The 25871-nt window shown below is 74.8% G+C and carries 22 protein-coding genes; 14 read left to right on the forward strand and 8 right to left on the reverse strand.

Annotation, left to right across the window (positions count from 1 at the left end; translation table 11 throughout):
- Window positions 1–50: 50 nt before the first annotated feature.
- Window positions 51–1025, reverse strand: a complete 975-nt coding sequence (locus tag ACFYWQ_RS38165; protein ID WP_389523629.1) for a TauD/TfdA dioxygenase family protein — start codon at window positions 1023–1025, stop codon at window positions 51–53.
- A 130-nt stretch (window positions 1026–1155) separates the two neighbouring features.
- On the opposite strand from ACFYWQ_RS38165, the gene ACFYWQ_RS38170 reads away from it, so the two are divergent.
- The gene (locus tag ACFYWQ_RS38170; RefSeq protein ID WP_389523632.1) at window positions 1156–1986 is read left to right on the forward strand and encodes an aldo/keto reductase; all 831 of its coding nucleotides are present in this window, start codon (window positions 1156–1158) and stop codon (window positions 1984–1986) included.
- Window positions 1987–2089: 103 nt separating this feature from the next.
- Here ACFYWQ_RS38170 and ACFYWQ_RS38175 read toward each other — a convergent pair whose 3' ends face one another.
- The 5 genes from ACFYWQ_RS38175 to ACFYWQ_RS38195 all read right to left on the reverse strand — a co-directional run bounded on the left by ACFYWQ_RS38175 (window position 2090) and on the right by ACFYWQ_RS38195 (window position 6358).
- Window positions 2090–2557 carry a peroxiredoxin gene (locus tag ACFYWQ_RS38175; protein WP_389523635.1) on the reverse strand — a complete coding sequence of 156 codons (468 nt, stop codon included), beginning with the start codon at window positions 2555–2557 and terminating at the stop codon, window positions 2090–2092.
- Window positions 2554–2943, reverse strand: a complete 390-nt coding sequence (locus ACFYWQ_RS38180) for a hypothetical protein (RefSeq protein WP_389523637.1) — start codon at window positions 2941–2943, stop codon at window positions 2554–2556. The genes ACFYWQ_RS38175 and ACFYWQ_RS38180 overlap by 4 nt, the downstream gene beginning before the upstream one ends.
- 395 nt (window positions 2944–3338) lie before the next feature.
- The gene (locus ACFYWQ_RS38185) at window positions 3339–3860 is read right to left on the reverse strand and encodes a MarR family winged helix-turn-helix transcriptional regulator (protein WP_389523641.1); all 522 of its coding nucleotides are present in this window, start codon (window positions 3858–3860) and stop codon (window positions 3339–3341) included.
- Window positions 3861–4217: 357 nt separating this feature from the next.
- Window positions 4218–5270 (reverse strand): FecCD family ABC transporter permease, encoded by a 1053-nt coding sequence (locus tag ACFYWQ_RS38190; RefSeq protein ID WP_389523645.1) that lies wholly within the window; start codon window positions 5268–5270, stop codon window positions 4218–4220.
- Window positions 5267–6358 (reverse strand): FecCD family ABC transporter permease, encoded by a 1092-nt coding sequence (locus tag ACFYWQ_RS38195; RefSeq protein ID WP_389523648.1) that lies wholly within the window; start codon window positions 6356–6358, stop codon window positions 5267–5269. The genes ACFYWQ_RS38190 and ACFYWQ_RS38195 overlap by 4 nt, the downstream gene beginning before the upstream one ends.
- A 123-nt stretch (window positions 6359–6481) precedes the next feature.
- Here ACFYWQ_RS38195 and fes (ACFYWQ_RS38200) point away from each other — a divergent pair, with 123 nt between their 5' ends.
- From fes (ACFYWQ_RS38200) to ACFYWQ_RS38235, 8 genes are all read left to right on the forward strand, one after another.
- Window positions 6482–7810, forward strand: coding sequence for an enterochelin esterase (gene fes / locus ACFYWQ_RS38200; RefSeq protein WP_389523650.1), 1329 nt, complete (start codon window positions 6482–6484; stop codon window positions 7808–7810).
- Between the two features lie 113 nt (window positions 7811–7923).
- Complete coding sequence (locus ACFYWQ_RS38205; RefSeq protein ID WP_389523653.1) at window positions 7924–8901, forward strand: ABC transporter substrate-binding protein; 978 nt, start codon at window positions 7924–7926, stop codon at window positions 8899–8901.
- Window positions 8898–9677, forward strand: a complete 780-nt coding sequence (locus ACFYWQ_RS38210; protein ID WP_389523656.1) for a 2,3-dihydro-2,3-dihydroxybenzoate dehydrogenase — start codon at window positions 8898–8900, stop codon at window positions 9675–9677. The genes ACFYWQ_RS38205 and ACFYWQ_RS38210 overlap by 4 nt, the downstream gene beginning before the upstream one ends.
- A gap of 172 nt (window positions 9678–9849) precedes the next feature.
- Window positions 9850–11046, forward strand: a complete 1197-nt coding sequence (locus ACFYWQ_RS38215; RefSeq protein ID WP_389523659.1) for an isochorismate synthase — start codon at window positions 9850–9852, stop codon at window positions 11044–11046.
- Complete coding sequence (locus ACFYWQ_RS38220; RefSeq protein WP_389523661.1) at window positions 11043–12686, forward strand: (2,3-dihydroxybenzoyl)adenylate synthase; 1644 nt, start codon at window positions 11043–11045, stop codon at window positions 12684–12686. The genes ACFYWQ_RS38215 and ACFYWQ_RS38220 overlap by 4 nt, the downstream gene beginning before the upstream one ends.
- A 14-nt stretch (window positions 12687–12700) precedes the next feature.
- Window positions 12701–13333 (forward strand): isochorismatase family protein, encoded by a 633-nt coding sequence (locus ACFYWQ_RS38225; protein WP_389523663.1) that lies wholly within the window; start codon window positions 12701–12703, stop codon window positions 13331–13333.
- A gap of 3 nt (window positions 13334–13336) precedes the next feature.
- On the forward strand, window positions 13337–13564 hold the full coding sequence (locus ACFYWQ_RS38230) for a phosphopantetheine-binding protein (protein ID WP_385076518.1): 228 nt from the start codon (window positions 13337–13339) through the stop codon (window positions 13562–13564).
- Window positions 13561–17493: an amino acid adenylation domain-containing protein gene (locus ACFYWQ_RS38235; protein WP_389523666.1), complete on the forward strand. Its 3933-nt coding sequence runs from the start codon at window positions 13561–13563 to the stop codon at window positions 17491–17493. Before ACFYWQ_RS38230 ends, ACFYWQ_RS38235 begins: the two co-directional genes overlap by 4 nt.
- On the opposite strand, the gene fes (ACFYWQ_RS38240) is transcribed toward ACFYWQ_RS38235, so the two are convergent.
- Window positions 17474–18736 carry an enterochelin esterase gene (gene fes, locus ACFYWQ_RS38240; protein ID WP_389523670.1) on the reverse strand — a complete coding sequence of 421 codons (1263 nt, stop codon included), beginning with the start codon at window positions 18734–18736 and terminating at the stop codon, window positions 17474–17476. The genes ACFYWQ_RS38235 and fes (ACFYWQ_RS38240) overlap by 20 nt on opposite strands.
- Before the next feature lie 167 nt (window positions 18737–18903).
- On the opposite strand from fes (ACFYWQ_RS38240), the gene ACFYWQ_RS38245 reads away from it, so the two are divergent.
- From ACFYWQ_RS38245 to hemC, 5 genes are all read left to right on the forward strand, one after another.
- Window positions 18904–20739, forward strand: a complete 1836-nt coding sequence (locus ACFYWQ_RS38245; protein WP_389523672.1) for a hypothetical protein — start codon at window positions 18904–18906, stop codon at window positions 20737–20739.
- A gap of 116 nt (window positions 20740–20855) precedes the next feature.
- Window positions 20856–21902: a YncE family protein gene (locus ACFYWQ_RS38250; protein WP_389523675.1), complete on the forward strand. Its 1047-nt coding sequence runs from the start codon at window positions 20856–20858 to the stop codon at window positions 21900–21902.
- 288 nt (window positions 21903–22190) lie between these two features.
- The gene (ligD, locus tag ACFYWQ_RS38255) at window positions 22191–23150 is read left to right on the forward strand and encodes a non-homologous end-joining DNA ligase (RefSeq protein ID WP_389523738.1); all 960 of its coding nucleotides are present in this window, start codon (window positions 22191–22193) and stop codon (window positions 23148–23150) included.
- Window positions 23151–23291: 141 nt separating this feature from the next.
- A complete protein-coding gene (locus ACFYWQ_RS38260) occupies window positions 23292–24068 on the forward strand; it encodes an NPP1 family protein (RefSeq protein WP_389523678.1) in 777 nt (258 codons plus the stop codon).
- Window positions 24069–24170: 102 nt separating this feature from the next.
- Window positions 24171–25106, forward strand: coding sequence for a hydroxymethylbilane synthase (gene hemC / locus ACFYWQ_RS38265; RefSeq protein ID WP_389523681.1), 936 nt, complete (start codon window positions 24171–24173; stop codon window positions 25104–25106).
- Between the two features lie 148 nt (window positions 25107–25254).
- On the opposite strand, the gene ACFYWQ_RS38270 is transcribed toward hemC, so the two are convergent.
- Window positions 25255–25776 (reverse strand): hypothetical protein, encoded by a 522-nt coding sequence (locus ACFYWQ_RS38270; protein WP_389523683.1) that lies wholly within the window; start codon window positions 25774–25776, stop codon window positions 25255–25257.
- Window positions 25777–25871: the final 95 nt, after the last annotated feature.

Genomic DNA, 25871 nt, shown 5'->3' on the forward strand with positions numbered 1-25871 from the left:
CGACGGGCGGCGGGCGGCGGGTGGCGGGTGGCGGGTGGCGGGTGGCGGGCTCACCAGCGGCCGGGCGCGGTCCCGGTCACCGGCTCCGACGGCCTGCCGTCCACGCCGACGGGCACGTCACCGGCGAGCATCACCCGGTGCATGGTGCGCGGGAAGGAGAGGTGGGCGTTGTCGCCGGGGGCGAGGTGGATGGTGGCCCGGTTGTCCCAGAAGGCGACGCTGCCCGGCTCCCAGCGGAAGCGGACCGTGTACTCGGGCCGGGTGGCCTGCTCGAGGAGCATCTCCAGGACCGCCGCGCTCTCCGCGCGGGAGAGGCCGGTGATCTGCTCGACGTAGTAGCCGTTGACGTACAGCACGCGCTCCCCGGTCTCCGGGTGGACGCGCACCAGGGGGTGCACGGACGCCACCTGGTGGTCCAGCAGATGGCGCAGGTACGCGTCGTCGCCGGGGCGGGGCTGGTAGCCGACGCCGAGCCGGTGCTCGGCACGCAGCCCGTCGACGAACCCCCGTACGGGCGCGGAGAGTCCGGCGTAGGCGGCGGCGAGGTTGGACCAGGTGGTGTCGCCGCCGTAGGGCGGTACGGTCTCGGCGCGCAGGATCGTCGCGGCCGGCGGGTCGATACGGGCGCCGTGGTCGCAGTGCCAGCCGCGCAGCAGGGTGTGGCGGCGGCGCCGCAGCCACTCGTCGTGCTCCATGCCGAACCGGCCGCCGAGCTCCAGCCGGTCGGCGGTGGTCTCGATCTCCGGGACGTCGGCCGGGGAGGCGCCGCCCCGCTTGCGCAGGACGACCGGCTCGCCGAACCGCCGGGCGAACGCCACGTGTCCGGCGTGGTCGAGGCGCTGCCCGCGGAAGAACACCACCTTCCAGCGCAGCACCGCCTCCCGGATCGCGGCCACCTGGGTGTCGTCGAGCCCCTCGGCCAGGTCGACGCCCGTGATCTCGGCGCCGATGTGCCCGGCGACCGGCCGCACCTGAAGTCCGGCCGCCCGCACGGCCTCGTCCGTCGTCCGGCTGTCCGTCGTCATGCGTGCTCCGATCGTCGTCGGGTGCGGCCCGGTGCCGCCCGCAGGCTTCCTCCCCCACCGCCGCGGTTGATCAATCCTCGCTCCGTCCCCGAAGCTGGGAGCGACGGTACGGTCGAGGAAAGGCGCGACGGTGGGCAACATCCCGGTGCACACGCTCAACGACGGAACGAAACTGCCCGTTCTGGGGCTCGGCACCTGGCCGATGGACGACGCGCAGGCGGAGGAGGCGGTGGCCGCGGCGATCCGGCAGGGCTACCGGCTGATCGACACGGCGGTGAACTACCGCAACGAGACGGGCGTCGGCCGCGGCATCGCCCGCGCCGGCGTGCCCCGCGAGGAGATCGTCGTCACGACGAAGCTCCCGGGCCGCCACCACGGGTACGAGGAGACCCTCGCCTCCTTCGAGGAGTCCCGCCGCCGTCTCGGCGTCGACCACGTGGACCTGTACCTGATCCACTGGCCGCTCCCCCGTCAGGGCCGGTACGTCGACTCCTGGCGGGCCATGATCAAGCTCCGTGAGGAGGGTCTGGTCCGCTCGATCGGCGTCTCCAACTTCACCGCCGCGCACATCGAGCGGCTGGAGAAGGAGACGGGCGTCCTGCCGTCCGTCAACCAGATCGAGCTGCACCCGCTCCTGCCGCAGGACGAACTGCGCGCCGTCCACGAGGCCAAGGGCATCGTCACGGAGAGCTGGAGCCCCCTGGGCCGCGGCTCGGACCTCCTGGCGGACCCGGCCGTGGCCGCCGTCGCCGAGGCGCACGGGGTGACCCCGGCCCAGGCCCTGCTGCGCTGGCACGTCCAGCTCGGCGCGGTGCCCATCCCGAAGTCGTCCGACCCCGGGCGGCAGGGCGCCAACCTCGACGTGTTCGGCTTCGAGCTGGACGCGGCGCAGACGGCGGCGCTCACGGACCGCGCCCACCGGCGGCTGGGCGGCGACCCGGAGACGCACGAGGAGTTCTGACCGGACGGGCCCCGGCGGCCGGAGGACCACCGGACGCCGGGGCCCGCCGCCCGGTGAGCGACGCCGAGCGCCGGGACTCACCCGGCGGCTGACGTGCCGGAGGTCAGGAACGGTGGGCGCGCAGTGCCTCCAGGGCACGGTCGGCGTGGGTGTTCATGCGCAGCTCGCTGCGGACCACCTCCAGGACGGTACGGTCCTGCCCGATGACGAAGGTGACCCGCTTGGTCGGTGCCAGGGAGAAGCCGCGCTTCACACCGAACCGCTCCCGCACCGCGCCGTCGGCGTCGGACAGCAACGGCATGCCGAGGGTGTGGCGTCCGGCGAACTCCTGCTGCCGGTCGACGGAGTCGCCGCTGATGCCGACGGGCCGCGCGCCGACGGCGGCGAACTCGGCGGCCAAGTCGCGGAAGTGGCAGGCCTCCGCGGTGCAGCCGGCGGTCAGGGCGGCGGGGTAGAAGAAGAGCACCACCGGCCCCTCGGCGAGCAGTTCCGTGAGGCTGCGCACCGTGCCGGTCTCGTCCGGCAGCGCGAAGTCCTCGACCAGGTCACCGGTCCGCGGCGTGGCGCTCATCGGTGTCCCTCCCCGGTCGCGGCGCGCCCGGCGACGCTGCGGGCCCACAGCACGAGCGGCACCTGGAGGGGAAGCCGGCCGATCGCCGCGGCCCTCAGCGGGGCGGGCCGGTGGCGCCAGTCGAGCGCCATCTTGACGTTGGCGGGGAAGACGCCGACGAAGAACGCCGTCGCGGCCAGGGCCGCCGCCCGGCGGGTCCGGGGCATCGCCACGCCCGCCGCGAGCGCCAGTTCGGCGACGCCGCTGGCGTACGTCCAGGCCCTGGGCGAGCCGGGCAGCGCGCGGGGGATCATCGCGTCGAACGGGCGTGGCACCGTGACATGGGCGATGCCCGCGCCGGCCAGCAGGCCCGCGAGCAACAGGGGTGAGCGTTCGGACCGGGGCACGGTTCCTCCTCTGACGGCCTGCTCTGAACGGCCTGCTCTGAACGGCCTGCTCCGACGGGCTGCTCCGACGGCCTGGCGGGCGATCCTACTGGAAAGTAAGGACGGGTCCCGGAGGGGGTCCCCCAAGTTGCCGCAGCCGTACGGCGGGGGGTGCGGGGGCGCGCGGGGGTGCAGGGGCACGGGCGGGGGATGCGAGCCGCGAGGGGCGGCGCGGGACAAGAGACGTGAACCGCAAGACGGGGCGGCGCGGGGCAGGAGGCGTGAACCGCAAGACGGGGCGGCGCGGGGCAGGAGGCGTGAGCGGTGAGGGGCGGGCGCGGGGCAGGAGGCGTGAACCGCGAGGGTGGGGCCGGCAGGCCGGTGCCCCGGCCCTGCGTGGGCCGCTGTCCAGGCCGTCAGGCGCCGCCCGCGGGCGGCGGCAGCGTTCGCTCGGTCTCCTCGTCGACGGCGTGGGAGAGCAGGTCGTCGACCATGCGGTGGAAGAGCGCGGCGAGCTGTCCCAGGTCCTCGGGGGTCCAGTCGGACAGCGCCGCCTGCATTCCGCGGGCGCCCGCGTCGCGGACCCGTTCCACGGCCGCGCGGCCGTCGTCGGTGAGCTGGATCCGCTGCGCCCTGCCGTCGTCGGGGTCCGGCACCCGGACGACGTGGCCGGACTTCTCCAGGTGCTGCACGGTCCGCGTGACGTGCGAGGCCTCCACCCCCAGCCGCTGGGCCAGCTCCCCCGGCCGCAGCGGCTCGGTGTCGGCGATCTGGCGGAGCAGGGCCACGGCGGCGCGGTCCAGGGGGACACCGGCCAGTGCCATCAGCCGGTCGTGCCGACGGGCACGGGTGCTCAGGTAGGTGATGCGCGTGAGCGCCCGCTCGATCTCGGTCACGTCCGCCGAGGCGGGGGCGGAGGACAGCGGTTCGGTCGACATACGCCCCACCGTACCATCTTGTTGCGTAACTCAAGTAAGTTGTCGTCGGGGGTGCGGCGGAGGCCCGCGCCGCGCCGACCACCGCGGCCTCCCGCGGGGCCACCGCGATCGCCGCCGCCGACGGAAACGGCGTGCGCGCCGGACTCGGCGGACTCTGCGTGCGCGGCGGACTCGGCGTGCGCGGCGGACTCGGCGTGCGCGGCGGACTCTGCGTACGCGGCGTGCGCGCCGGACTCGGCCGTCACCCAGGAGCGGCGGCCGCCGGACGCGGCGGTCGGGTGCGCGACGAGCGGGCCGGGGACGCGCCCCCGCGCGCCACCCCCGCCCCGGCCCGGCTCACAGACGCCCCGGCCCGGCTCACAGACGCCCCGCCCCCCGTTCCCCGCGCAGCAGCCACGCCAGGTACGCGCCGCCCGCCACGCCCGTCACCACGCCGACCGGCAGCAGGGACGAGCCGGTGAGGCGCTGGGTGGCGAGGTCGGCGGCGGAGACCAGGAGGGCGCCCGTCCAGGCGGCGGGCAGGAGGTTCGGGCCGGCGGCGCGGGTGAGGCGGCGGGCCAGTTGCGGGGCGGCCATGGCGACGAAGGGGATCGGGCCGGCCGCGGCGACCGCCATCGCGGTCAGCCCGGTGCCGACGCCGAGCAGGGCCAGGCGGCTGCGTTCGGGCGGGACGCCGAGGGCGGCGGCGGTGTCGTCGCCCATCTCCAGCAGGGTCAGCCGGCGGGCGTACACCAGGACGACGGGCAGCAGCGCGGCCAGGCCCAGCGCGGCGATGCGGACGTCCGTCCAGTCGCGGGCGTTGAGCGAGCCGATCGTCCAGCTCGCGGCCTGGGCCGCCTTGCCGATGTCGGCGCGCACGTAGAGGAAGCTGGTCGCCGAACCGAGCACCGCGGAGGCCCCGATGCCGACGAGGACGAGCCGGTAGCCGTGCACGCCCCGCTTCCAGGCGAGGACGTAGACGGCCGCGGCGGTGGCGAGGCCGCCGCAGACCGCGCCCAGCGCCGTCTGCGGGGCTCCGGCGTCGAACAGGATGATCGCGACGAGCGCGCCCGCCGAGGCGCCGTTGCCGAAGCCGGTGATGTCCGGGCTGCCGAGCGGATTGCGCGTCAGCGACTGGAACACCGCGCCCGCCAGGCCCATCCCGAAGCCGACCAGCACGGCGACGAGGGCCCGCGGCAGGCGCAGGTCCATGACGATGAACTCGGCGCCGGGCGGCCCCGACCCGGCGAGGGTGCGCACCACCTCGACGGGCGTGAGGGCGTAACTGCCGGTGCCCAGGGAGAGGATCAGGGCGCAGACGGTGAGCGCCGCGATCACGGCGCAGGTGAGCAGGGTGCGCGGGACGCAGCGCAGGGACCAGGTGCCGGTGCGCAGGACGGTGGCGGTGCGGGGCGCTTGGAGCAGGCTCACAGCTGGGCCACCTTCCGCCGCCGGACCAGGTGGATGAAGAGCAGGCCGCCGAGGAAGGCGGTGACGGTGCCGACCTCGATCTCCGAGGGGGGCACGACGATCCGTCCGAGCACGTCGGAGGCGAGGAGGAGGACGGGGGCGTAGAGGGCGCAGTAGGGCAGCAGCCAGCGCGGGTCGGAGCCGCAGAAGGAGCGGGCCGCGTGCGGGATCATCAGGCCGATGAAGGCGATCGGCCCGCAGACGGCGGTCGCGCCGCCGCACAGCAGGGTGATGGCGAGGACGGACAGGACACGGGTGCGCCGCACGCGCGTGCCGAGGGCGCGCGCGTGGTCGTCGCCGAGGGCGAGCGCACCGAGCGGACGGGCCAGGGCGAGGGCGAGGGCGGCGCCGGCCAGGAGCAGTGGGAGCACGGTGATCAGCAGGTCGGCGTCGCGTTTGGCGAGGGTGCCGACGGACCAGTACCGCATCTCGTCCAGCGCGTTCAGGTCCCACTGCTGGAGGCCGTTGACGTAGCCGAAGAGGGCCGCGTTGACGGCGGTTCCGGCGAGGGCGAGGCGGACGGGGGTGGCGTGCCGGCCGCCGCCCAGGGCCTGGACGGCGGTGGCGGCGACGGCGGCCCCGGCGAGCGCGAACCACAGGTAGCCGGTGAACGTGGTGATGCCGAGGACGCTGATCGCGGTGACGACGGCCGCGGAGGCGCCCGCGTTGACGCCGAGCAGGCCGGGGTCGGCCAGGGGGTTGCGGGTCAGGGTCTGCATGAGGCCGCCGCCCAGGCCGAGCGCGGCGCCGACGGCGATGCCGATGAGGGTGCGCGGCAGCCTCAACTCCCGCACGATCGCGTCGTTCTCGGTGCCGGTGGGGCTGAACAGCGCGCTCCACACCTGGTCCGGGGCGATCTGCTTGGCGCCTACACCTAGCGAAAGCAGTGTTGTCGCGCTGAGCAACACCAGGCCGAGCACCAGCCCCCATGCCCGTATGGAAGCCCGCGACCTGCGGCTTTCCTCTTCGTGGGGCGCGTCGGACGAGGTCGGCGGATCCGGCGGGGCCGGCCGTTTCCCCCCGGGGCGGGGGCGCAGATCAGCGAACATGTGCTTAGCTTAGGCTAACCTAAGCAGGGCTGTTGACGATCTCGTCGACACTTCATGCCCACATGTCCAACTGCCGTCGGCGCGCCGCCCATCGACGTGATCCGACGGCCCGGAGGGGGAGAGATGTCCGCCTTGGAGACCCGCCCCGTACGGCGGGACACCACCGACGCCGTACGCCCGGTGCGCGTCACCGGTCCGCGGATCGCGCGGCTCCTGGAGGACCTGGACCGCCCGGAGTGCGCCGACGGCACGCGGCGCGCGGCCGTGACGGCCGCGTTCTGGGAGGAGGTCGGCCGTCGGGGCACCCCGCTCGTCGAGGAGTGCGACGGCCGGCCCGGGTACCGGGCGGTCACCTTCCTGTGGCGCGGTCATCGGGCCACCCGGCAGGTGCTGTTGCACGCCAACCGGATCGTCGACCGGGACCGCCTGGCCGACTCCCTCCTGGAACACGTCCCCGGCACCGACGTCTGGCACCTGGGGCTGCTGCTGCGGTCCGACCACCGCGGCTCCTACCGCATGGCGGCCGACGTCTCGGCCAAGGAACCGCCCATGGATCCGGCCGGGCTCCAGCAGCGGCTGCGGTCGCTGTCCGTGCACGCCGCCGCCGACCCGCTCAACCGGCGCCGGGTGCCCACCCGTTGGGGCGGGGCGGACGCCTCCGTCTTCGACCTGCCCGACGCACCGCCGCAGCCGTGGGCCGACCGGCCCGCCGGCGGACCGACCGGGCGCGTGGAGCGGCACCGGGTGAGCGCCCCGGCACTCGGCGGCGACCGTGACGTCTGGGTCTACCTGCCCCCGGGGCACCGCCCCACCGACCATGAACCGCTGCCGGTGGTGGCGCTGTGCGACGGCGACATGTGGTTCGGGCGGCTCGCCCTGGGCCGCACGCTCGACGCGCTCGTCACCGACGGTGCGCTGCCCCCGCTCGCCGTCCTGGCGCCCGACGCCGTGGACCGCGACACCCGCTGGCGTGAACTCGGCGGCCGGGAGCCGTTCGTGAGCTTCCTCGCGGACGAACTGCTGCCCTGGGCCGCCGGACGCTGGCCGCTGACCACGGACCCGGCGCGCACGGTCGTCGCCGGCCAGAGCCTGGGCGCGGTCACCGCGCTGCACGCCGCCCACCGGCGTCCGGAGCGCTTCGGCAACGTCCTCGCCCAGTCCTCGTCCCTGTGGTGGCGGCCGGGTCTGCCGCCGCCCCGGGGCCCCAAGCCCATCGTGTTCGGCGAGCCGTGGCTCGTCGCGCGGTACGCCGCGGCCGGCCCGCGGTCGGTCGCGGTCCACCTGGACGTCGGTCTCCACGAGGGCTCGATGGTCGAGCACAGCCGCGCCCTGCACGAGGTCCTGCGCCGGTCCGGCCACCGGGTCACCTACACGGAGTTCAACGGCGGCCACGACTACGCCTGTTGGCACCCCGGCCTGGCCGACGGCCTGACGCGCCTGCTGGGCCCCTGAGCCCCTCCCCCGCTGTCCCGTCCCCATCGCCCCCTCCACACCCGTCACTTCCTCCACACCCGTCACTTCCTTCACCCCCTTCGTTTCCGAACCACCGCAAGGAGTTCTCCCCCATGTCCTCTGCACGCACCTCCCGCCGGGCGGTCCTGACGTCCGCCGCCGCCGTCGTGACGGGAGCCCTCCTCCTGTCCGCCTGCGGCGACGGCGGGAACGACGGAGGCACCGCCGGCGCGGAGGCGGGCACCCGCGCCATCACCGACGCGACCGGCCGCGAGGTCGAGGTCCCCTCCGCGCCGACGAAGGTCGTCACGCTGAGCGAGCCCACCCTGGACGCGGCCCTCGCGCTGGGCGTCGAACCGGTCGGCGCGACCGCCGGCCGGGGCCAGAAGGGCGTCTCCACCTACCTCGCCGACAAGGCCTCCGCGGCGCAGGTGGTCGCGACCGTCGCCGAGGCCGACATGGAGAAGGTGGCGGCGCTCCAGCCCGACCTGATCCTGCTCGACGAGACGACGGCCGTGAAGAGCGAGGTGTCCAAGCTCCAGGCCATCGCGCCGACGGTGGTGACCGCGAAACTGAACGAGGACTGGAAGAAGGCGTTCACCGCGACCGCCGACGCGCTGAACAAGAAGGCGGACGCCGAGAAGCTCCTCACGGACCTCGACACCGACATCGCCGCCGCCAAGGCGAAGCTCGGCGCGAACGCGGGCGCGGTCGTCAGCGTCGTCCGCTGGCAGAACGGCGCGCCCTCGGTCGTCGGCAGGGGCGTCGGCCACGTCGGCTCCACCCTCACCTCGCTGGGCCTCACCCGGCCGAAGGACCAGCAGGGCACCGGCACCGGACACAGCGAGCCGGTCAGCCTGGAGAAGCTGTCGACCATCGACGGCGACTGGCTGTTCTTCGGCACGCTCGGGGACCTGGCGGACGGTGAGAAGGCCTACGCCGAGGCGCGGAAGGTCGCCAACTTCGGCAAGCTCGAGGCGGAGCAGAACGGGCACGTCGTCGTGGTGCAGGGCTCGGCGTGGAACAGCGCCGGCGGTCCGCTGGCCGCGCGGATCGTCCTGGACGACGTGACGAAGGCGCTGGCGTCGTGAGCGCGGGCCTGGAGAACCGTCTCGCCCTGGTGACGGGCGCGGGCCGCGGCATCGGCGCGGCCGTGGTCACCGCCCTCGTCCAGGAGGGCGCCCGGGTCCTGGCCACCGACCGGGACACGGCCGGCGTCGAGGCACTCGCCGCGGCGCACCCGGGCCGGGTCACCGCCCGCCCGCTGGACGTCACCGACGCCCGGGCCGTGGAGGCCCTCGTCGACGAGGCCGAGCACGCACTCGGCCCGCTGGACATCGCCGTCAACGTCGCCGGCATCCTGCGGAACGCGGATGTCGTGAACCTGACGGACGAGGACTGGGCGGCGACCTTCGCGGTCAACACCGACGGCGTCTTCCACGTCTCGCGCGCCGCCGCCCGGCGGATGGCGGCCCGCGGCGCGGGCAGCATCGTCACCGTCGCCTCGAACGCGGCCGGCATCCCGCGCGCGGGTCTGGCCGCCTACGCCGCCTCCAAGGCCGCCGCCGTCATGTTCACCAAATGCCTGGGCCTGGAGGTGGCCGCGCAGGGGGTGCGCTGCAACACCGTCTCCCCCGGCTCCACCCTCACCGACATGCAGCGCGCCCTGTGGACCGACGACGCGGAGGACTCGGTCCGGCGCGTCATCGAGGGCGACCTGGCCGCCCACCGCACCGGCATCCCGCTGGGCCGGATCGCCGACCCCTCCGACATCGCCGACGCCGTGGTGTTCCTGGTCTCCGACCGCGCCCGGCACATCACCCTGCACGACCTGTACGTCGACGGCGGCGCCACCCTCCGGGCCTGACCCGGCCCGACCGACCCGACCGGCCGACCGGGCCTGATCCGGGCCGGAGCTGAACCGGCCTGGCCTGGCCTGGCCTGAACTGGCCCGAGTCGGGCCTGATCCGGGCCTGATCGGGCCTGATCCGGGCCTGACCGCCCCCGCCACCCCGTGCACGCCCCCACTGGAGACACCCATGTCTGCCCGACTGCGCGAACACCCCGCTCCCGCCCTCCTCTCCCCCGGCGCGGCCACCGCTCTGCTGGAGGCCTACCGGCCCGGCACCGACCGGTTCCTCTCCTCGCCCCGGCACACCCTGCTGGGCCGGGGGACGGCCGCCGAGATACCCCACGGCACGGACCCGCTGGCGCACCGTGTGCGCGACGTCCTCGACGGACTGCGCCGCCCCGACGCGCCGGCCCCCCTCGTCATGGGCTCCATCCCCTTCGCCCCCGCCGCTCCGCCCGCGCTCGCCGTGCCCGACATGGTGCACTGGGCGCCCGCGCTGCGCGAGGACCCGCTCGTCGCGCTGCCCGTGGCCGCCGGCCCGCACCGGCCGGACTGGCGGGTCCGGGAGGTGCCCTCGCCCGAGCGGTACGGCCAGGCCGTCGCCGCGGCCGTCGCCCGGATGCGGGCCGGCGAGTTCGACAAGGTCGTCCTGGCCCGCACGCTGGAACTGACCTCCGCGCGCGAGCCCGACCTGCCGACCATGCTGCGCCGGCTGGCCCAGCGGGACCCGTCCGGCTACTCCTTCGCCCTGCCCAGCGGCCCCGGCCGCACCCTCGTCGGCGCCAGCCCCGAACTGCTGGTCTCCCGGCGGGGCGGGGTGCTGACCGCCAACCCGCTCGCCGGGTCCGCCCCGCGCAGCGCCGACCTCGCCGAGGACGTGCGCCGGGCGGCCGCGCTCCTGGAGTCCGCGAAGGACCTGCACGAGCACGCCGTGGTCGCGACCGCCGTCCGGGAGGCGCTCGCGCCGTTCTGCACCCGTCTGGAGGTGCCGGAGCGGCCCACGCTGGTGCGGACCGCCGCGCTGTGGCACCTGTCGACGACCGTCACCGGGGAGCTGTCCGACCCCGCCGTGACCGCCCTGGACCTCGCCTGCGCCCTGCACCCGACGCCCGCGGTCTGCGGTACGCCCACCGAGACGGCCCGCGCGGTGATCGCCGAGTCCGAGCCGTTCGACCGGGGCCCCTACACGGGCATGGTCGGCTGGCAGGACGCGGACGGCGACGGCGAGTGGGTGGTGACCATCCGCTGCGCCGAGGCCGAGGGCCGCACGCTGCGGCTGTTCGCGGGCGCCGGTGTGGTCGCCGAGTCGACCCCGGAGGCGGAGACGGCGGAGACCGCCGCGAAGTTCCGCACCTTCCTGCACGCCGTGGGGGCCGACCTGTGAGCGCCTCCGCCCTGACCCCCGGCGTCGACTCCCCCACCTGGCCCGCGGAGTTCGCCGAGCGTTACCGCGAGGCGGGCTACTGGCGCGGTGAGACCTTCGGCGGCGTGCTGCGTGCCCGCGCCGCCGCCCATCCCGACCGGATCGCCCTGGTCGACCCCGCGCCCGAACGCCGCACGTGGACCTACCGGGAGCTGGACGAGCGGGCCGACCGGCTGGCCGCCGGGTTCGCCGCCCGCGGCATCGGGCGCGGCGACCGGGTCGTCGTGCAGCTGCCGAACACCGGCGAGTTCGTCGAGGTCGTCTTCGCGCTGTTCCGCATCGGCGCCCTGCCCGTCTACGCACTGCCCGCGCACCGCGACACCGAGATCGGCTACTTCTGCTCCTTCACCGAGGCCGTCGCCTACGTCGTCCCCGACGTCCACGCCGGCTTCGACCACCGCGCCCTGGCCGCGCGGGTGCGCAAGGAAGCGCCGGGCCTGCGGCACGTGTTCGTGGCCGGCGACCCGGGCGAGCACACGGCGCTGTCCGACGTACCGTGCGACCCGGGGCAGCGGCCGCTCGCCGGACCGGAGCCGCACGAGCTGGCGTTCCTCCAGCTGTCGGGCGGGACGACGGGCGTGCCCAAGCTGATCCCGCGCACCCACGACGACTACGCCTACTCGCTGCGGGGATCGAACGAGATCTGCGGTGTCGACGCGGACACCCGCTTCCTCGTCACCCTGCCCGCGGCCCACAACTTCCCCATGAGCTCACCCGGCTGGCTGGGCGTGCTGCACGCCGGCGGCACCGTGGTGATGTGCCCGAGGCCCGACCCGGCGACCGCCTTCCCGCTCATCGAGAGCGAACGGATCACCATGACCGGGCTGGTGCCCCCGCTCGCCCTGCTGTGGACGGACGCGGCAGCGGGCGGCACCGGACACGACCTCTCGTCGCTGGAGCTGGTCCTGGTCGGCGGCGCCAAATACAGCGAACAGGCAGCCCGCCGTCTCGAACCCGCCCTCGGGTGCCGGCTGATGCAGGTCTTCGGCATGGCCGAAGGCCTCGTCAACTACACACGGCTGGACGACGACCCGGAGACGGCGGTCACCACCCAGGGCCGGCCCATCTCCCCGGACGACGAGATCCGCATCGTCGACGACACCGGGACCGAGGTCCCCGACGGCGCCTTCGGCCACCTGCTCACCCGCGGCCCCTACACCATCCGCGGCTACTGGCGCGCCCCCGAACACAACGCCCGCTCCTTCACCCAGGACGGCTACTACCGCACCGGCGACATCGTGCGCCGCACCCCCACCGGACACCTCGTCGTCGAAGGCCGCGCCAAGGACCAGATCAACCGCGGCGGCGAGAAGATCGCCCCCGAAGAGGTCGAGAACGTCATCCTCGCCCACCCCGCCGTCCACGACGCCTCCGTCGTCGCCGTACCCGACCCCTACCTCGGTGAACGCACCCTCGCCTACGTGATCCTCCGCCAGGGCGCCGACCCGCTGAAAGCGGCCGCGGTGAAGCGTTTCGTGCGCGAGCGCGGCATCGCCGCCTACAAGGTCCCCGACCTCGTCGAGTTCGTCGACGCCTTCCCGCAGACCGGTATCGGCAAGGTCAGCAAGAAGCAGCTGCGGTCCAGCGCCGAGCAGCACTGAAAGGCCCTCTCCCCATGGCACTTCCCGCCATCTCCCCGTATCCGCTCCCGACCGCCGCCGAGTTGCCCGTCAACCGGGTGTCGTGGACCGTGGACCCGGCCCGCGCGGTCCTGCTCGTGCACGACCTCCAGCAGCACTTCCTGGCCGCCTTCCCCACCGGCGAGCAGCCACTGACCGGCATGCTCGCCAACACCGCACGACTGCTGACGGCAGCCCGCCGACTCGGCGTGCCCGTCGTCTACTCCGCCCAGCGCGGCGGCCAGACCCCCGAAGAACGCGGACTCCAGCTCGACTTCTGGGGCCCCGGCGTCACCGACGACCCCCAAGCACTCGCCATGCCCGCCGCCGTCGCACCCCAGCCCGGCGACACCCTGCTGACCAAATGGAAGTACAGCGCGTTCACCCGCACCGACCTCGAAGAACGGATCCGCGGCCGAGGCCGCGACCAACTGGTGATCGTCGGCGTGTACGCGCACATCGGCGTCATGACCACGGCCTGCGACGCATGGTCACGGGACATCCAGGCCTTCGTCGTCGCCGACGCCGTCGCCGACTTCACCCGCGACGACCACGACACGGCCCTGCGCTGGACCGCCGGCCGCTGCGCGGTCGTCACCACCACCGACACCGTCTTCGGGGAGGTCTGAGCGATGGCCCTCACCACCGAACTGATCCGCGCCGACGTCGCCGACGTGCTCGGCGAGGAGCCCGAGGACATCCCGGTCGACGAGAACCTCCTCGACTACGGCCTGGACTCGGTCCGCATCATGACCCTGCTGGAGCGCTGGCGGCGCGAGCACGCCGTCACCGCCGACTTCGCGGACCTCGCCGAGCGGCCGGCCGTCGAGGCCTGGACCGCCCTGCTGGGGGCCGTATGAGCACCCCGGACCCCACCGAGACCGTGCTGCCGCTGACGGCGGCCCAGTCGGGCATGTGGTTCGCGCAGGCCCTGGATCCGCTCAGCCCGGCCCAGAACACCGCCGAGTGCCTGCACCTCGACGGCCCCCTCGACGCGCGGGCGTTCGCACAGGCCCTGCGCCGGGTCGCCGAGGAGGCGGAGTCGCTGCGGGTCCGCGTCGAGGACACGGCGGACGGTCCGCGCCAGCACCTCGTGCCGGACGTCGAGCTGCCGCTCACCGTGCTCGACCTGCGCGACGCCGCGGGAACCGACGACGCCGAGGGAAGGGGCGACGCCGAGGCAACGGGCGACGCCGAGGAGCGGGCGGAGGCGTGGATGCGCGCCGACCTCGCCCGGCCGTTCGACCTGGCGGCGGGACCGCTGTTCCGGCACGCCCTGATCCGGGTGGGCGACGAGCGGTGGCTGTGGTATCAGCGCATCCACCACCTGGTGATGGACGGCTTCGGCTACTCGCTGCTGGTGCGCCGCACCGCCGAGGTGTACTCGGCGCTGGTCCGCGGCGAGGAGCCGCCCGCCCGTACCTTCGGCCGCCTGGCCGACCTGGTCGCGGACGACGCCGCCTACCGGTCCTCGGAGACGTTCGCCGCCGACCGCGAGCACTGGGCGCGGGCCTTCGCCGACCGCCCCGAGGCGCCCCGCCTCGCGGGCCGCGGCGCACTGCCGTCCCGCACGTTCCACCGCCGCACGGCCCATCTCGCGCCCGACGTCACCGACGGGCTGCGCGACCTCGCGGCACGGCTGCGGGCCACCTGGCCGGACGTGCTGATCGCGGCGCAGGCCCTGTACACCGCGCGGGCGACCGCGCGGACGGACGTCGTCCTGGGGCTGCCGCTGATGGGCCGTATGGGCTCGGTGGCGCTGCGGGTGCCCGGCATGGTGATGAACGTCCTGCCCCTGCGGCTGTCCGTCACCCCCGAGGCGACCTTCGCCGACCTCGTCCGCCAGGTCGTGCTCGGCATCCGCGAGGTGCGCCGCCACCAGCGCTACCGCTACGAGGACATCCGCCGCGACCTGGGCCTGCTCGGCGAACAGCGCGGCCTGGTGGGCCCGTTGGTCAACGTCATGCCCTTCGACTACGGCGTGGACTTCGCCGGCACCCCGGCCCGCGCCCGCAACCTGTCCGCCGGCCCGGTCGACGACCTGACGGTCAACGTGTACGACCGCGCCGACGGCCGGGGACTGCGCGTCGACCACGACGGCAACCCCGCCCTGTACGACGAGGATGCCCTCACCGCCCACCAGGACCGGTTCCTGCGCCTGGTGGAGCGTCTGACGGCCGCCGACCCGCACGGGCCGCTGGCCGCCCACCCGATCGCGACACCCGCCGAACGGGCGCTGGTGGTGGAGGAGTTCAACCGCACGGACCACCCCGTGCCGCCGACCACACTGATCGGCCCCATCGAGTCGCAGGCCGCGCGGACCCCGGACGCGACCGCGCTCGTCTACGGCGGCACACAGCTGACGTACGCCGAACTCGACGTCCGCGCCAACCGGCTGGCGCACCACCTCCAGGGCCTCGGGGCGGGGCCGGGCGCGGTGGTGGCGGTGTCGGTGCCCCGCTCGGTGGAGCTGGTGGTCGCGCTGCTCGCGATCCTGAAGGCGGGCGCCGCCTATCTGCCGCTCGACCCCGACTACCCGGCGCCCCGGCTGGCGTACATGCTCGACGACGCGGCGCCGGTCTGTGCGGTCGCCGACCGCGCGGACCGGCTCCCGCCGGACACGAGGACGCCGGTCGTGGTGCTGGACGGGCTCGACGTCTCCGGCCGCCCGGCGGTGCCCCCGGCACGGGCACTCACCCCCGCCCACCCCGCGTACGTGATCTACACCTCCGGCTCCACGGGCCGGCCCAAGGGGGTCGTCGTCCCGCACCGGGCGATCGACAACCGGCTGCGGTGGATGCAGCACGCGTACCGGCTCACCGCCGGCGACCGGGTGCTCCAGAAGACGCCCTCCTCGTTCGACGTGTCGGTGTGGGAGTTCTTCTGGCCGCTGCGGGAGGGCGCGACGCTGGTCGTCGCCGAGCCCGGCGCGCACAAGGACCCCGACCGCCTGGCCCGGCTGATCCGCGAGCAGTCCGTCACCACCTGCCACTTCGTGCCGTCGATGCTCCAGGTGTTCCTGACGGCGCCCGGGGCGGGCGGCTGCCGCGCGGTGCTGCGCCGGGTGTTCTGCAGCGGCGAGGCGCTGCCCCGGGAGACCGCGAACGCCTTCGGGCGGGCGCTGCCGGGCGTCGCGCTGCACAACCTGTACGGTCCGACGGAGGCCGCCGTCGACGTCTCCCACCACACCTGCGCCCCCGAGGGCACCGGCGCGGTGCCGATCGGCCGGCCGGTGTGGAACACCCGCCTGTACGTCCTCGACGCCGCGCTCCAGCCGTGCCCCCCGGGCGTGCCGGGTGAACTGTTCCTCGCCGGGGTGCAGTTGGCGGACGGCTACCTGAACCGGCCCGAGCTGACCGCGTCCCGGTTCGTCGACGACCCGTTCGGGCCGCCCGGCGGCCGGATGTACCGCACGGGCGACGTCGCCCGCTGGACCCCCGACGGCGAGGTCGAGTACCTCGGCCGCACCGACCACCAGGTCAAGCTGCGCGGGCAGCGGATCGAACTCGGCGAGATCGAGGCCGCGCTGGCGGCCCGGCCGGGCGTCGACGGGTCCTGCGCGCTGGTCCACGAGGACCGGCTCGTCGGGTACGTCACCGGAACCGCCGACCCCGTGGCGGTGCGCGCCGCGCTGGCGCGGGAACTGCCGGAGCACCTGGTGCCGGCGGCCGTGGTGGCCCTGGCGGAGTTCCCGCTCAGCCCGAACGGCAAGCTGGACCGCGGCCGGCTGCCCGCCCCCGTCTTCGCGGGCGGCGCGGACGGCCGTCCCCCGGCGACCGCGCGGGAGGAGACGCTGACCCGGCTCTTCGCCGAGGTGCTCGGTGTCGAGCGGGTCGGCCCCGACGACGCGTTCTTCGACCTCGGCGGCACCTCGCTGCTGGCGGTGCGGCTGGTGGCGCGGGTGCGCGAGGAGTGCGGGGCCGAGCTGACCATCGGATCGCTCTTCGAGGCGCCGACGCCGGCCGCGCTCGCCGTACGCGTCGACGCGGCGGGACCGGCCGCGCGGGACGCCCTGGACGTCGTGCTGCCGCTGCGGACCGGGGGCGGGCGGCCGCCGCTGTTCGCGATCCACCCGGCGGGCGGACTCGCCTGGTGCTACGCGGGGCTCACCGCGCGCCTGGGGCCCGGACAGCCCCTGTACGGCGTCCAGGCCCGTGGTCTGGCCGGGGACGAGCCGCTGCCGGCCACCCTGTGGGAGGAGGCCGCCGACTACGCCGGGCGGATCCGGGAGATCCGGCCGCGGGGCCCGTACCGGCTGCTGGGGTGGTCGGTGGGCGGGATCCTCGCGCACGCCGTGGCCGTGCTGCTCCAGGAGGCCGGTGAGACGGTCGAACTCCTCGCGCTGCTCGACGCGTTCCCGGCCGAGCAGTGGCGGGAGCGGCCCGCGCCGGAGGAGGGCGACGCGCTGACCGCCGTGCTGCGCATGGCGGGCTTCGACCGCACCGGCGAACGCACCCGCGAGGACGTCCTGGCCACCCTGCGCCGGGCCGGCAGCCCCCTCGCGGGCCTGTCCGACGCGACGCTGTCGAGGATCGTCGACATCGTGCCGAACCACGCCCGCATGATGCGCGAGCACCGGCACCGCGCGTACCGGGGCGACGTGCTGTTCTTCACGGCCGCCGCCCCCCGCCCCGAGGACTGGCTGACGCGGGAGGCGTGGCGGCCGCACGTGACCGGCGCGATCCACAACCACGACCTGGACTGCACCCATCCGCAGCTCATGGCGGACCGGCAGCTGGACGAGGTCGCGGTCCATCTCCGCGCACGTCTCAAGGAGCTGGACGCATGAGCTCCACCAGTCCGTCGGCCAGCTCCGTGCGCCAGCAGAGGTAGTCGTGACCGCCGTTGAACTCCCGGAAGGAGGAGTCGTGACAGCCCAGAGCGGCCAGGGTGTCCCTGAGCCGGCGCGCGGCGGGCAGCGCCACCCACTCCTGTTCGCCGAAGGACAGCCGGAACCGCACCGGCGGCCGGGGCCGCTCGGCGAGGACACGGGTGAACCACTCCGCGTCCGGGCCGGCGGGCCACCAGAACGAGCCGGACTGCGCCAGGACGTTGCCGAAGCGGTGCGGGGCGGCCACTGCCGCGTAGGCGGCGGTGAGCCCGCCGAGGCTCTGTCCGGCGATCACGGTCCGTGCCGGGTCGTCGGTCAGCGGCAGGTGCCGGGCCGCCCACGGCAGCAGTTCGTCCGTGAGGTGGGCGACGTACTCGGGGCGGCAGGCCAGTTCCCGCCAGCGGGTGGGCTCGTCCACCGCCTCCGGCAGCACGGCGGCCAGCGGCGGGACGCGGCCGTCGGCGATCAGGGTGTCGAGCAGCCGCGACACACCCAGCCGGGGCTCCCAGTGCTCGCCGTCGAGGAGCACCAGGACCGGCAGCCCGGCCGCCGGTCCGTGTTCGCCGGGCGGCCGGTACAGCCAGACCCGGCGGGTGCCGCCCAGCCGGCCGCTCGGCACCCGGTGCTCGGTGACGGTGCCCCGGGCGACGCCGGGCCGCGGTTCCCAGTCCACCGCCCGGGGCGCGGCGGGGAGTTCGGCGTACGGGACGGGCGTGCCGTCCCAGCGGTGCGGCAGCGAGCGGGGGTTGTACGGGTCGGTGCGGCGCCGGGTGCGCAGCCACCGCCAGTGGTCCGGGGTGCCGGCCTCGGGTCCGCCGCCCTCGTCGACGTACAGGTCGTAGGTGCCGCGCCAGTCGTGGCGCAGCCGGAGCGTCCAGTGCCACACGTCCGTCCCGGGGACCCGTTCCATCAGGTTGCCGGCGGGATCGCGCGGGTCGCCGAGCTTGTTGGGCAGGACCTGCACGGCGCGTGTGGCGGGGGTCCCGCGCCACAGGAACGTCACCGCCCGGTGGTCGGCGGCGCCCTGCGGGTCGGGGGCGACGAGCGGGGTGCCGGTGCGGCGGACCCGCTCCCAGAACTCCTCGACGCCGTCCGGCCCGGGCAGCGCGGCGGCCGGTCGCGTCAGGCGCGGCAGCGGGTGCGGGCGCGGCAGTCGGGGCGGGTGGTGCGGGGCGCCCTCGGGCGGCGCGGACCAGGACATACGGGCGGACTCCGGTGGGGTGAGGCACTTCCGATGCGGGACTTCCGATTAGGCAACCCTAACCTCGCCTGTCCTCGCGCTCGGCGGCACACCGCATGGGCACCACGGCGCCCTCGGCCACGCACCACCCTCAGCAGCACATCTCTCATCTGCCAGGAGCAGTTCTCATGACCTCTCACAGACCCACCCCCGTCCGGCGGCTCGGCGGCCGGGTGATCGCGCTGACCGCGGGCACGGCCCTCGGCCTCGGCGGGCTGGCCATGGCCCTCCCCACGGTCGGAGACGCCCATGACACCGTGTCACTGGCGGCGGAGGAGGAGGCGGCGTCGCCCACGGTGACGCTCGGCACCACCACCGTCCAGGCCGGGGGCGAGGTGTCCTTCGCCGTAGCCGGGTTCCCGGCGGGCGGGACGCTCAGCGTCAAGTTCGACGACAAGACGCTGCTGAAGCAGTTCACGCTCGGCGCGGACGGCACCTTCTCGGGGGCGGTGACCGTCCCGGCCGACGCGAGCGCCGGGGCCGGGCACTGGCTGCGCTTCCTCGCCACGGGGACCAGCGTGCGCAGCGCGGACCTCACGGTGACCTCCGCGTCGTCGCCGTCGCCGTCGCCGTCGTCCTCACCGTCGTCCTCGCCGTCGCCGTCGTCCTCGCCGTCGTCGTCCGCGGCGACACCGGCGGTGAGGCTCACCGGCGGCGCCTCGGTCACGGCGGGCAAGAAGGTGTCGTTCAGCCTGTCCGGCTTCGTCAAGGGGCAGACCGTCACGGTGAAGCTGGACGACAGCGCGATCCTCGAGCAGTTCGCGGGAGCGGTGGCCGCGGACGGCACCTTCAGCGGCTCGGTGACGATCCCCGCGTCGACCTCGGCCGGCGCGCACTGGCTGCGCTTCCTGGCACCCGACCCCGCGACCAGCCTCAAGGCGGACATCACGGTGACCGCGGCCTCCACCGGCAGCGGCGGCAGCAGCGGCTCCGGCGGTTCCTCGGGCGGCGGTTCCTCGAGCGGCGGTTCCGGCGGCTCGGACAGCGGCTCGGGCGGGAGCACCGGGTCCAGCGGCAGCTCCGGTTCGAGCGGGAGCACCGGGTCGGACGGCAGCTCCGGTTCCAGCGGCGGCGGCACCTCGTCCGCCTCCACCTCCGCGACCATCACCGCGGGCTCCCAGGTCGCCGCGGGCGGCAAGGTCTCCTTCCGCGTGACGGGCTTCCCGGCCGGGCAGCAGCTGACGGTCAAGCTGGACGACAGCGAGATCATCGGGCAGTGGCAGGGCGGGATCGGCGCGGACGGTTCCTTCTCGGGCAGCGTCACCGTCCCGGCGGACACCCCGGCCGGATCCCACTGGCTGCGCTTCCTCGCCCCGAACCCGGCGACCAGCCTGAAGGCCTCCTTCACGGTCACCTCGTCCACCGCCGCGCCGACCGGCTCGTCCGGCGGCACCTCGTCCGCCGGCACCTCCGGCACGGGCACCTCGGGCACCTCCGCCACCCCGGTGCCGGCCGCGTCCGGCGAGCCCGCCAGTGCCACCAACTCCGCCGGGGCGAAGGCCGAGATCACCGCGAGCGAGGTGCAGGCGGGCGGGACGCTGCACTTCGAGGTGACCAAGTTCCCCGCCGGACAGACCGTCACCATCAAGCTCGACGACGAGGCCATCCTCGGCCAGTGGACGGCCGACGCGCAGGGCTCGTACGAGGGTGACGTCACGGTGCCCGCGGACACCGCGCCCGGCGCGCACTGGCTGCGCTTCCTCGCGCCGAACCCGCCGACCTCGCTGAAGGTCGAGTTCACCGTGGCCGAGGCGACCGGGACCGGCGCGCAGTCCTCGTCCACCACCGCCCCCGGCACGACGGAGAAGACGCTCGCCGCGGCCGCCTCGGTCGAGGCCCCGGTCTCCTACGCCACCATCGCCTGGTCGGCGGGCGCCGCCGCCGCGGGCGGGGCCGCCGGAGCCGCGGCCACCACCCTGTTCGTCGTACGCCGCCGCCCCTCCGGGGCACCGGCCGGCGGCTGACGGACCCCCACGGACCCCGGCACGCGTCCCGTGCCGGCCGGGCCGCCCCGCTTCCCGGGGCGCCCGCATCTCTCACCAGTTCTCGTTCCCGAGTGTTCCTGAGGAGTACATCCATCATGACCAGCATCGACCGTCGCCGTGCCCTGACCTCGGCAGCCGTCGCCGTCGTCCTCACCGCCGGTTCCTCCGTGGCGCTGGCCGGCACCGCGTCGGCGAAGCCGGCCGCCGCCCCGACGGCGACCACCGTGTCGCTCGCGGCCGGCCAGTACCAGTCCGCCTACTCCGAGCGCAACGACGTGCTCTGGGTGACCACCTCCGTGGGCCGGGCGGCCAACCCGACCGCCCTGCTGAAGGTCGACCCGGAGACCCTGGAGGTCGAGCAGTCGATCACCCCGCCGGTCGCCGACGCCACCACCGGCACCCTCGAAGGCGTGTACGGCGTGGCCGTGGACGACGAGCACAACACCGTGTGGGTGACCAACACCCGCGTGAACACGGTCGCCGTCTACAGCCAGAAGACCGGCGAGCACCTCGCCACGCTGCCGAACGTCGCCCACGCCCGCGAGATCGTGGTGGACGAGAAGCACAACACCGTGTGGGCCAGCGCCTTCTCCGGCGCCGCGCTCGTCGCGTTCGACTCCAAGACCCTGACGGAGAAGAAGCGCGTCACGGTCGAGGGTTCGGGCCCGGCCGGTCTCGCCGTCGACGAGAAGACCGGCACGGTCTACGCCACGGACCTCAACAACGACCGGATCATCGAGGTCACCCGCGACTCGGACACCCCGCGCCTGATCCCGGCCGGTGACGGCCCGATCTCCGTCGCGCTGTCGAAGAACGGCCGTACGGCCTACACGGCGGACCAGACCGCGGGCACCCTCTCGGTCGTCGACCTGCGCACGGGGACGGTCACCAAGACGATCACCACCGGCGCGGGCGCGCTGTCGCTCGACACCGACGACCGCTCGGGCGACGTCGTCGTGGTCAACCGCACCGCCGCCACCGCCACGGTCGTCGACCCGGGCAAGGGCGTCGTCGAGGCGACGGTCGCCACCGGCGCGAACCCCAACCACGTGGAGGTCGCCGACGGCGTCGCCTACGTGGTCGACAAGTCGGGTGACGGTGAGAACGGCGCCGACACGGTGACGGTCATCGACCTGCACTGAGAAGGTGCCCCGGCGGATCGGACGCCGGGGCGCTCCGCCCCCGCCGTCGTGGCGGGGGCGGGTCCGCACCACGGCGGACCGGGTGGTCCCGTCCCGGTCCGTCGTGGTGCGGCCCTCGCAGGGGCGGCCCTCTCCGCGACGGCCCCCGCCGGGAGGGCCCCCTCCGGGACTGCCCCCTCCGGTTCGGGCCTCGTTCGGGCTCCGTTCGGGCGAAAGGGCCGAGGGGCGCGCGTGGCGCCCGGCGCACGTGTCGACACCTCACCCGTGACCCTGCCGCTGATCGCCCCCATGCTCGCCACCCCCGGCTCGCTCCCGCCCGCGGCACAGGACGCCCGCTGGGCCTACGAGACCAAGCAGGACGGTCAGCGGGCCGTGGTCTACCTCGCCGGCGACGGGAGCCTGGTGCTGCGCGCCCGGTCGGGGGAGGACATCACCGCCGCCTACCCCGAACTGCGCCCGCTCGGCGCCGCGCTGGGCCGCACCGCCGCCGTCCTGGACGGGGAGGTGCTGGCGCTGGACCAGCGGGGCCGGGCCGACTTCCAGTTGCTCCAGTCCCGGATGGGGCTGGCCGGGTCGCCGGGCAGGGCCGCGCGGCTCGCGGCGACGGCACCCGTCCACCTGGTCCTGTTCGACGTGATGCACCTGGACGGCCGCTCGCTGGTGCGCCTTCCCTACCTGCGGCGGCGCGCCCGGCTGGAGGAGCTGGGCCTGGACGGGCCGTTCTGGTCGACGCCCCGCGCGCTCGTCGGGCACGGCCGGCAGGCCCTCGACGCGACCCGCGCGCACGGTCTGGAGGGGCTGGTCTGCAAGCGGCTGGACTCGGTGTACGAGCCCGGTGTGCGCTCCCGGGCCTGGATCAAGATCCGCAACATGCGCACCGCGGACGTCCTGGTCGGCGGCTGGCTGCCCGGGAAGGGCCGGCTCACCGGGCTGCCCGGCGCCCTGCTGGCCGGACAGCGGGCGGGGGGCGACCTTCGGTACGTCGGCAGCGTGGGCACCGGCTGGAGCGAGGCCGAACGCGGCGAACTGGCCGCGCTGCTGCGGACGTTGGCCACCGACGTGTGCCCCTTCACCCCGGTGCCGCGCGCGCCGGGCGCGCACTGGGTGCTGCCCCGACTGGTGGGCGAGGTCCGCTTCAGCACCCGGACCCGGGCCGGAATGCTGCGTCAGCCGTCCTGGCTGCGGCTGCGCACCGACCTCACCCCCGAGGAGTCCGCGGCCGACCTCCCGGACGCCCCGGAGTCCTGACGCGGTCCCGGCGGTCAAGTGTTGGGCTGCGCTTCACCACGGATACGCCCGCGCCCTCTTGGCGTGGACATGAAGGTCGGGGAAGCTGAACTTCCCTTTCCCCACAGCCGTTCGGCTGCGCCCGGACCCGAGGAGGACGCAGTGTCGTCATCGCACCCCAAGGCCCACCGCAGGAGATGGCTCACCGGACTCGCCGGTGCGGCCGCGCTCGTCGTCGCCCTGCCCACCGCGGCCTACGCCGCCCCGCCGCAGGCCCTCCCGGCCAACGCCGAGGCCGCCGAGCTGACCTACCAGCCGGCGTTCGACTACGACACCGACGGCTGCTACCCCACCCCCGCGATCGGCCCCGACGGCACCGTCAACGGCGGACTGAACCCGACCGGCGCCCTCAACGGCAGCTGCCGCGACGCCTCCGACCTGGACAACACCAACAGCTACTCGCGCTACAAGTGCAACAACGGCTGGTGCGCGTACCTCTACGGCCTGTACTTCGAGAAGGACCAGGCCGTGGCGGGCAGCAGCCTCGGCGGACACCGCCACGACTGGGAGCACGTCGTGGTCTGGGTGCAGAACAACCAGGTGCAGTACGTCTCGACGTCCAACCACGGCTCGTTCACCGTCACCGCGGCCTCCGGGGTCCGCTTCGACGGCACGCACGCCAAGGTCGTCTACCACAAGGACGGCATCAGCACCCACTGCTTCCGGCTGGCCAACTCCGACGACGAGCCGCCGGAGAACCACAAGGCCACCTGGCAGTACCCGCCGCTGGTCGGCTGGAACGGCTACCCGGCGGGCCTGCGCGACACGTTGAGCGCCTACGACTTCGGCAGCGCCAACTTCGGTCTGAAGGACGCGAACTTCGCCGCCCACCTGGCGTCGGCCGAGCCGTCCGGCCTCGCCTTCGACCCCTACGCCTGAGCCGGTGCCGGGAACCGGCCCCGGGGCACGGGTCCGGTTCCCGGCACCGGAGTGGCGCCGTCCGGCACGAAGACGCCCCCGGAAGGGTCTATGGTGTCCCGCATGTCCGTCCCGGAACTCATCCGCATCGTCTCCCGCGACTCGCCCATGGCCCTGGCCCAGGTGGAACGCGTCCGCGCCGAACTGGCCGTGCTGCACCCCGGTGTGCGCACCGAGGTCGTCCCCGTGAAGACCACCGGTGACAAGTGGATGGGGGACCTGTCCAAGGTCGAGGGCAAGGGGGCGTTCACCAAGGAGGTGGACGCGGCACTGCTGGCCGGCGAGGCGGATCTCGCGGTGCACTGCGTCAAGGACGTCCCGGCGGACCGGCCGCTGCCCGCGGGCACGGTGTTCGCCGCGTTCCTGAAGCGGGACGACATCCGGGACGCCCTGGTGCACCCCGGCGGGCTCACCCTCGACGAGCTGCCGGCGGGGACCCGCATCGGCACCTCCTCGGTGCGCCGGGTCGCCCAACTGGCCGCCACCCACCCGCACCTGGAGTGCGTGCCGTTCCGCGGCAACGCCAACCGGCGGCTGGCGAAGCTGGCGGCGGGCGAGGCGGACGCACTGCTGCTCGCGGTCTCCGGGCTGGAGCGCATCGGCCGGACGGACGTGATCAGCGAGGTGCTCTCGCCGGAGACGATGATGCCGCCGATCGGGGCGGGCGTCCTCGCCCTCCAGTGCCGGGAGGGCGACACCGCCCTCATCGACGCCGTCAGCGGGCTGGGTGACCCCGCCACCCACCGGGAGACCAGCGCCGAGCGCATGTTCCTGCATGTGCTCCAGGGTCACTGCAACAGCCCGATCGCCGGGTACGCGCGCGTGGACCGCAGCGGCGAACTGTCCCTGCGGGCCTGTGTCTTCACCGCGGACGGCAAGACACGGCTGAACGCCCACGAGTGGGCGGGCCGGCTAGACCCGGCCACGCTCGGCACATCGGTGGCCGTCGCGCTGCTGCGTCAGGGCGCCCGCGAGATCATCGACGGCATCCCCCACTGAGACGGCGCCCCTCCGCACCGGGACGGCGTCCCTCCGCACGTAGGCGGCGCCCCTCCGCCGCGGTGGAGCCGCCGAGGCGGGGAGCCCCCGCGGTGGAGGCGTCGGGGCGGGGTGCCGCCGCGGCGTGGCCGTCGCGGCGGGCGGGCCCTCAGGCGGTGCCCTCCTCGGCCTGGTCCCGCAGGAAGTTGCTCACCTGGCGGGCCAGGCTCTCCCGGCCCGCGCCGGCCGGCGCGCCGGCCGCCCCCTCGTGCAGTCCGAGACCGCCCGACCACATCCGGCGCCCCGCCCATTCGTCGTCGACGCGCAGCTGGACCTGGACGTCCACCTGGCCGAGCGCGGCCTCCGGCCCGGCGGCGTACAGGACGGCGGTGGCGCGGCGCAGCGGGTAGACGTCGAAGCCCTCGATGAACTGCGAGTTGCGCCAGTCGACGAAGGCGCCCTCCCCGTCGGGCCCGATCCGCACGTCGATCTGCCCGTCCTCGAGGTGCACGCCGAAGCCGCGCTCGCCACGGTTCTCGACGGTCACCCGCAGACAGAAGTACGTCAGGCCCTCGGCCGCGTCGTCGCGCCCGCGCGGCGGCTCGGCCCGCTCCAGACGGTGGACGCGGACCCGCAGACCGGCACGCTCGTCGTACTCCTGCCAGTCCCCGACCACGTTCGGCTCGTACACGGTCCACCTCTCGACTTGCTACGGGCTGCTTCCTATCCGTGTGCTCTGTGCACTGTCAAATGAGCGGAATGCACGGTGGCCAGGTGGTTCACCCC

The organism is Streptomyces sp. NPDC003247 (assembly GCF_042888135.1).
Classification (GTDB): domain Bacteria; phylum Actinomycetota; class Actinomycetes; order Streptomycetales; family Streptomycetaceae; genus Streptomyces.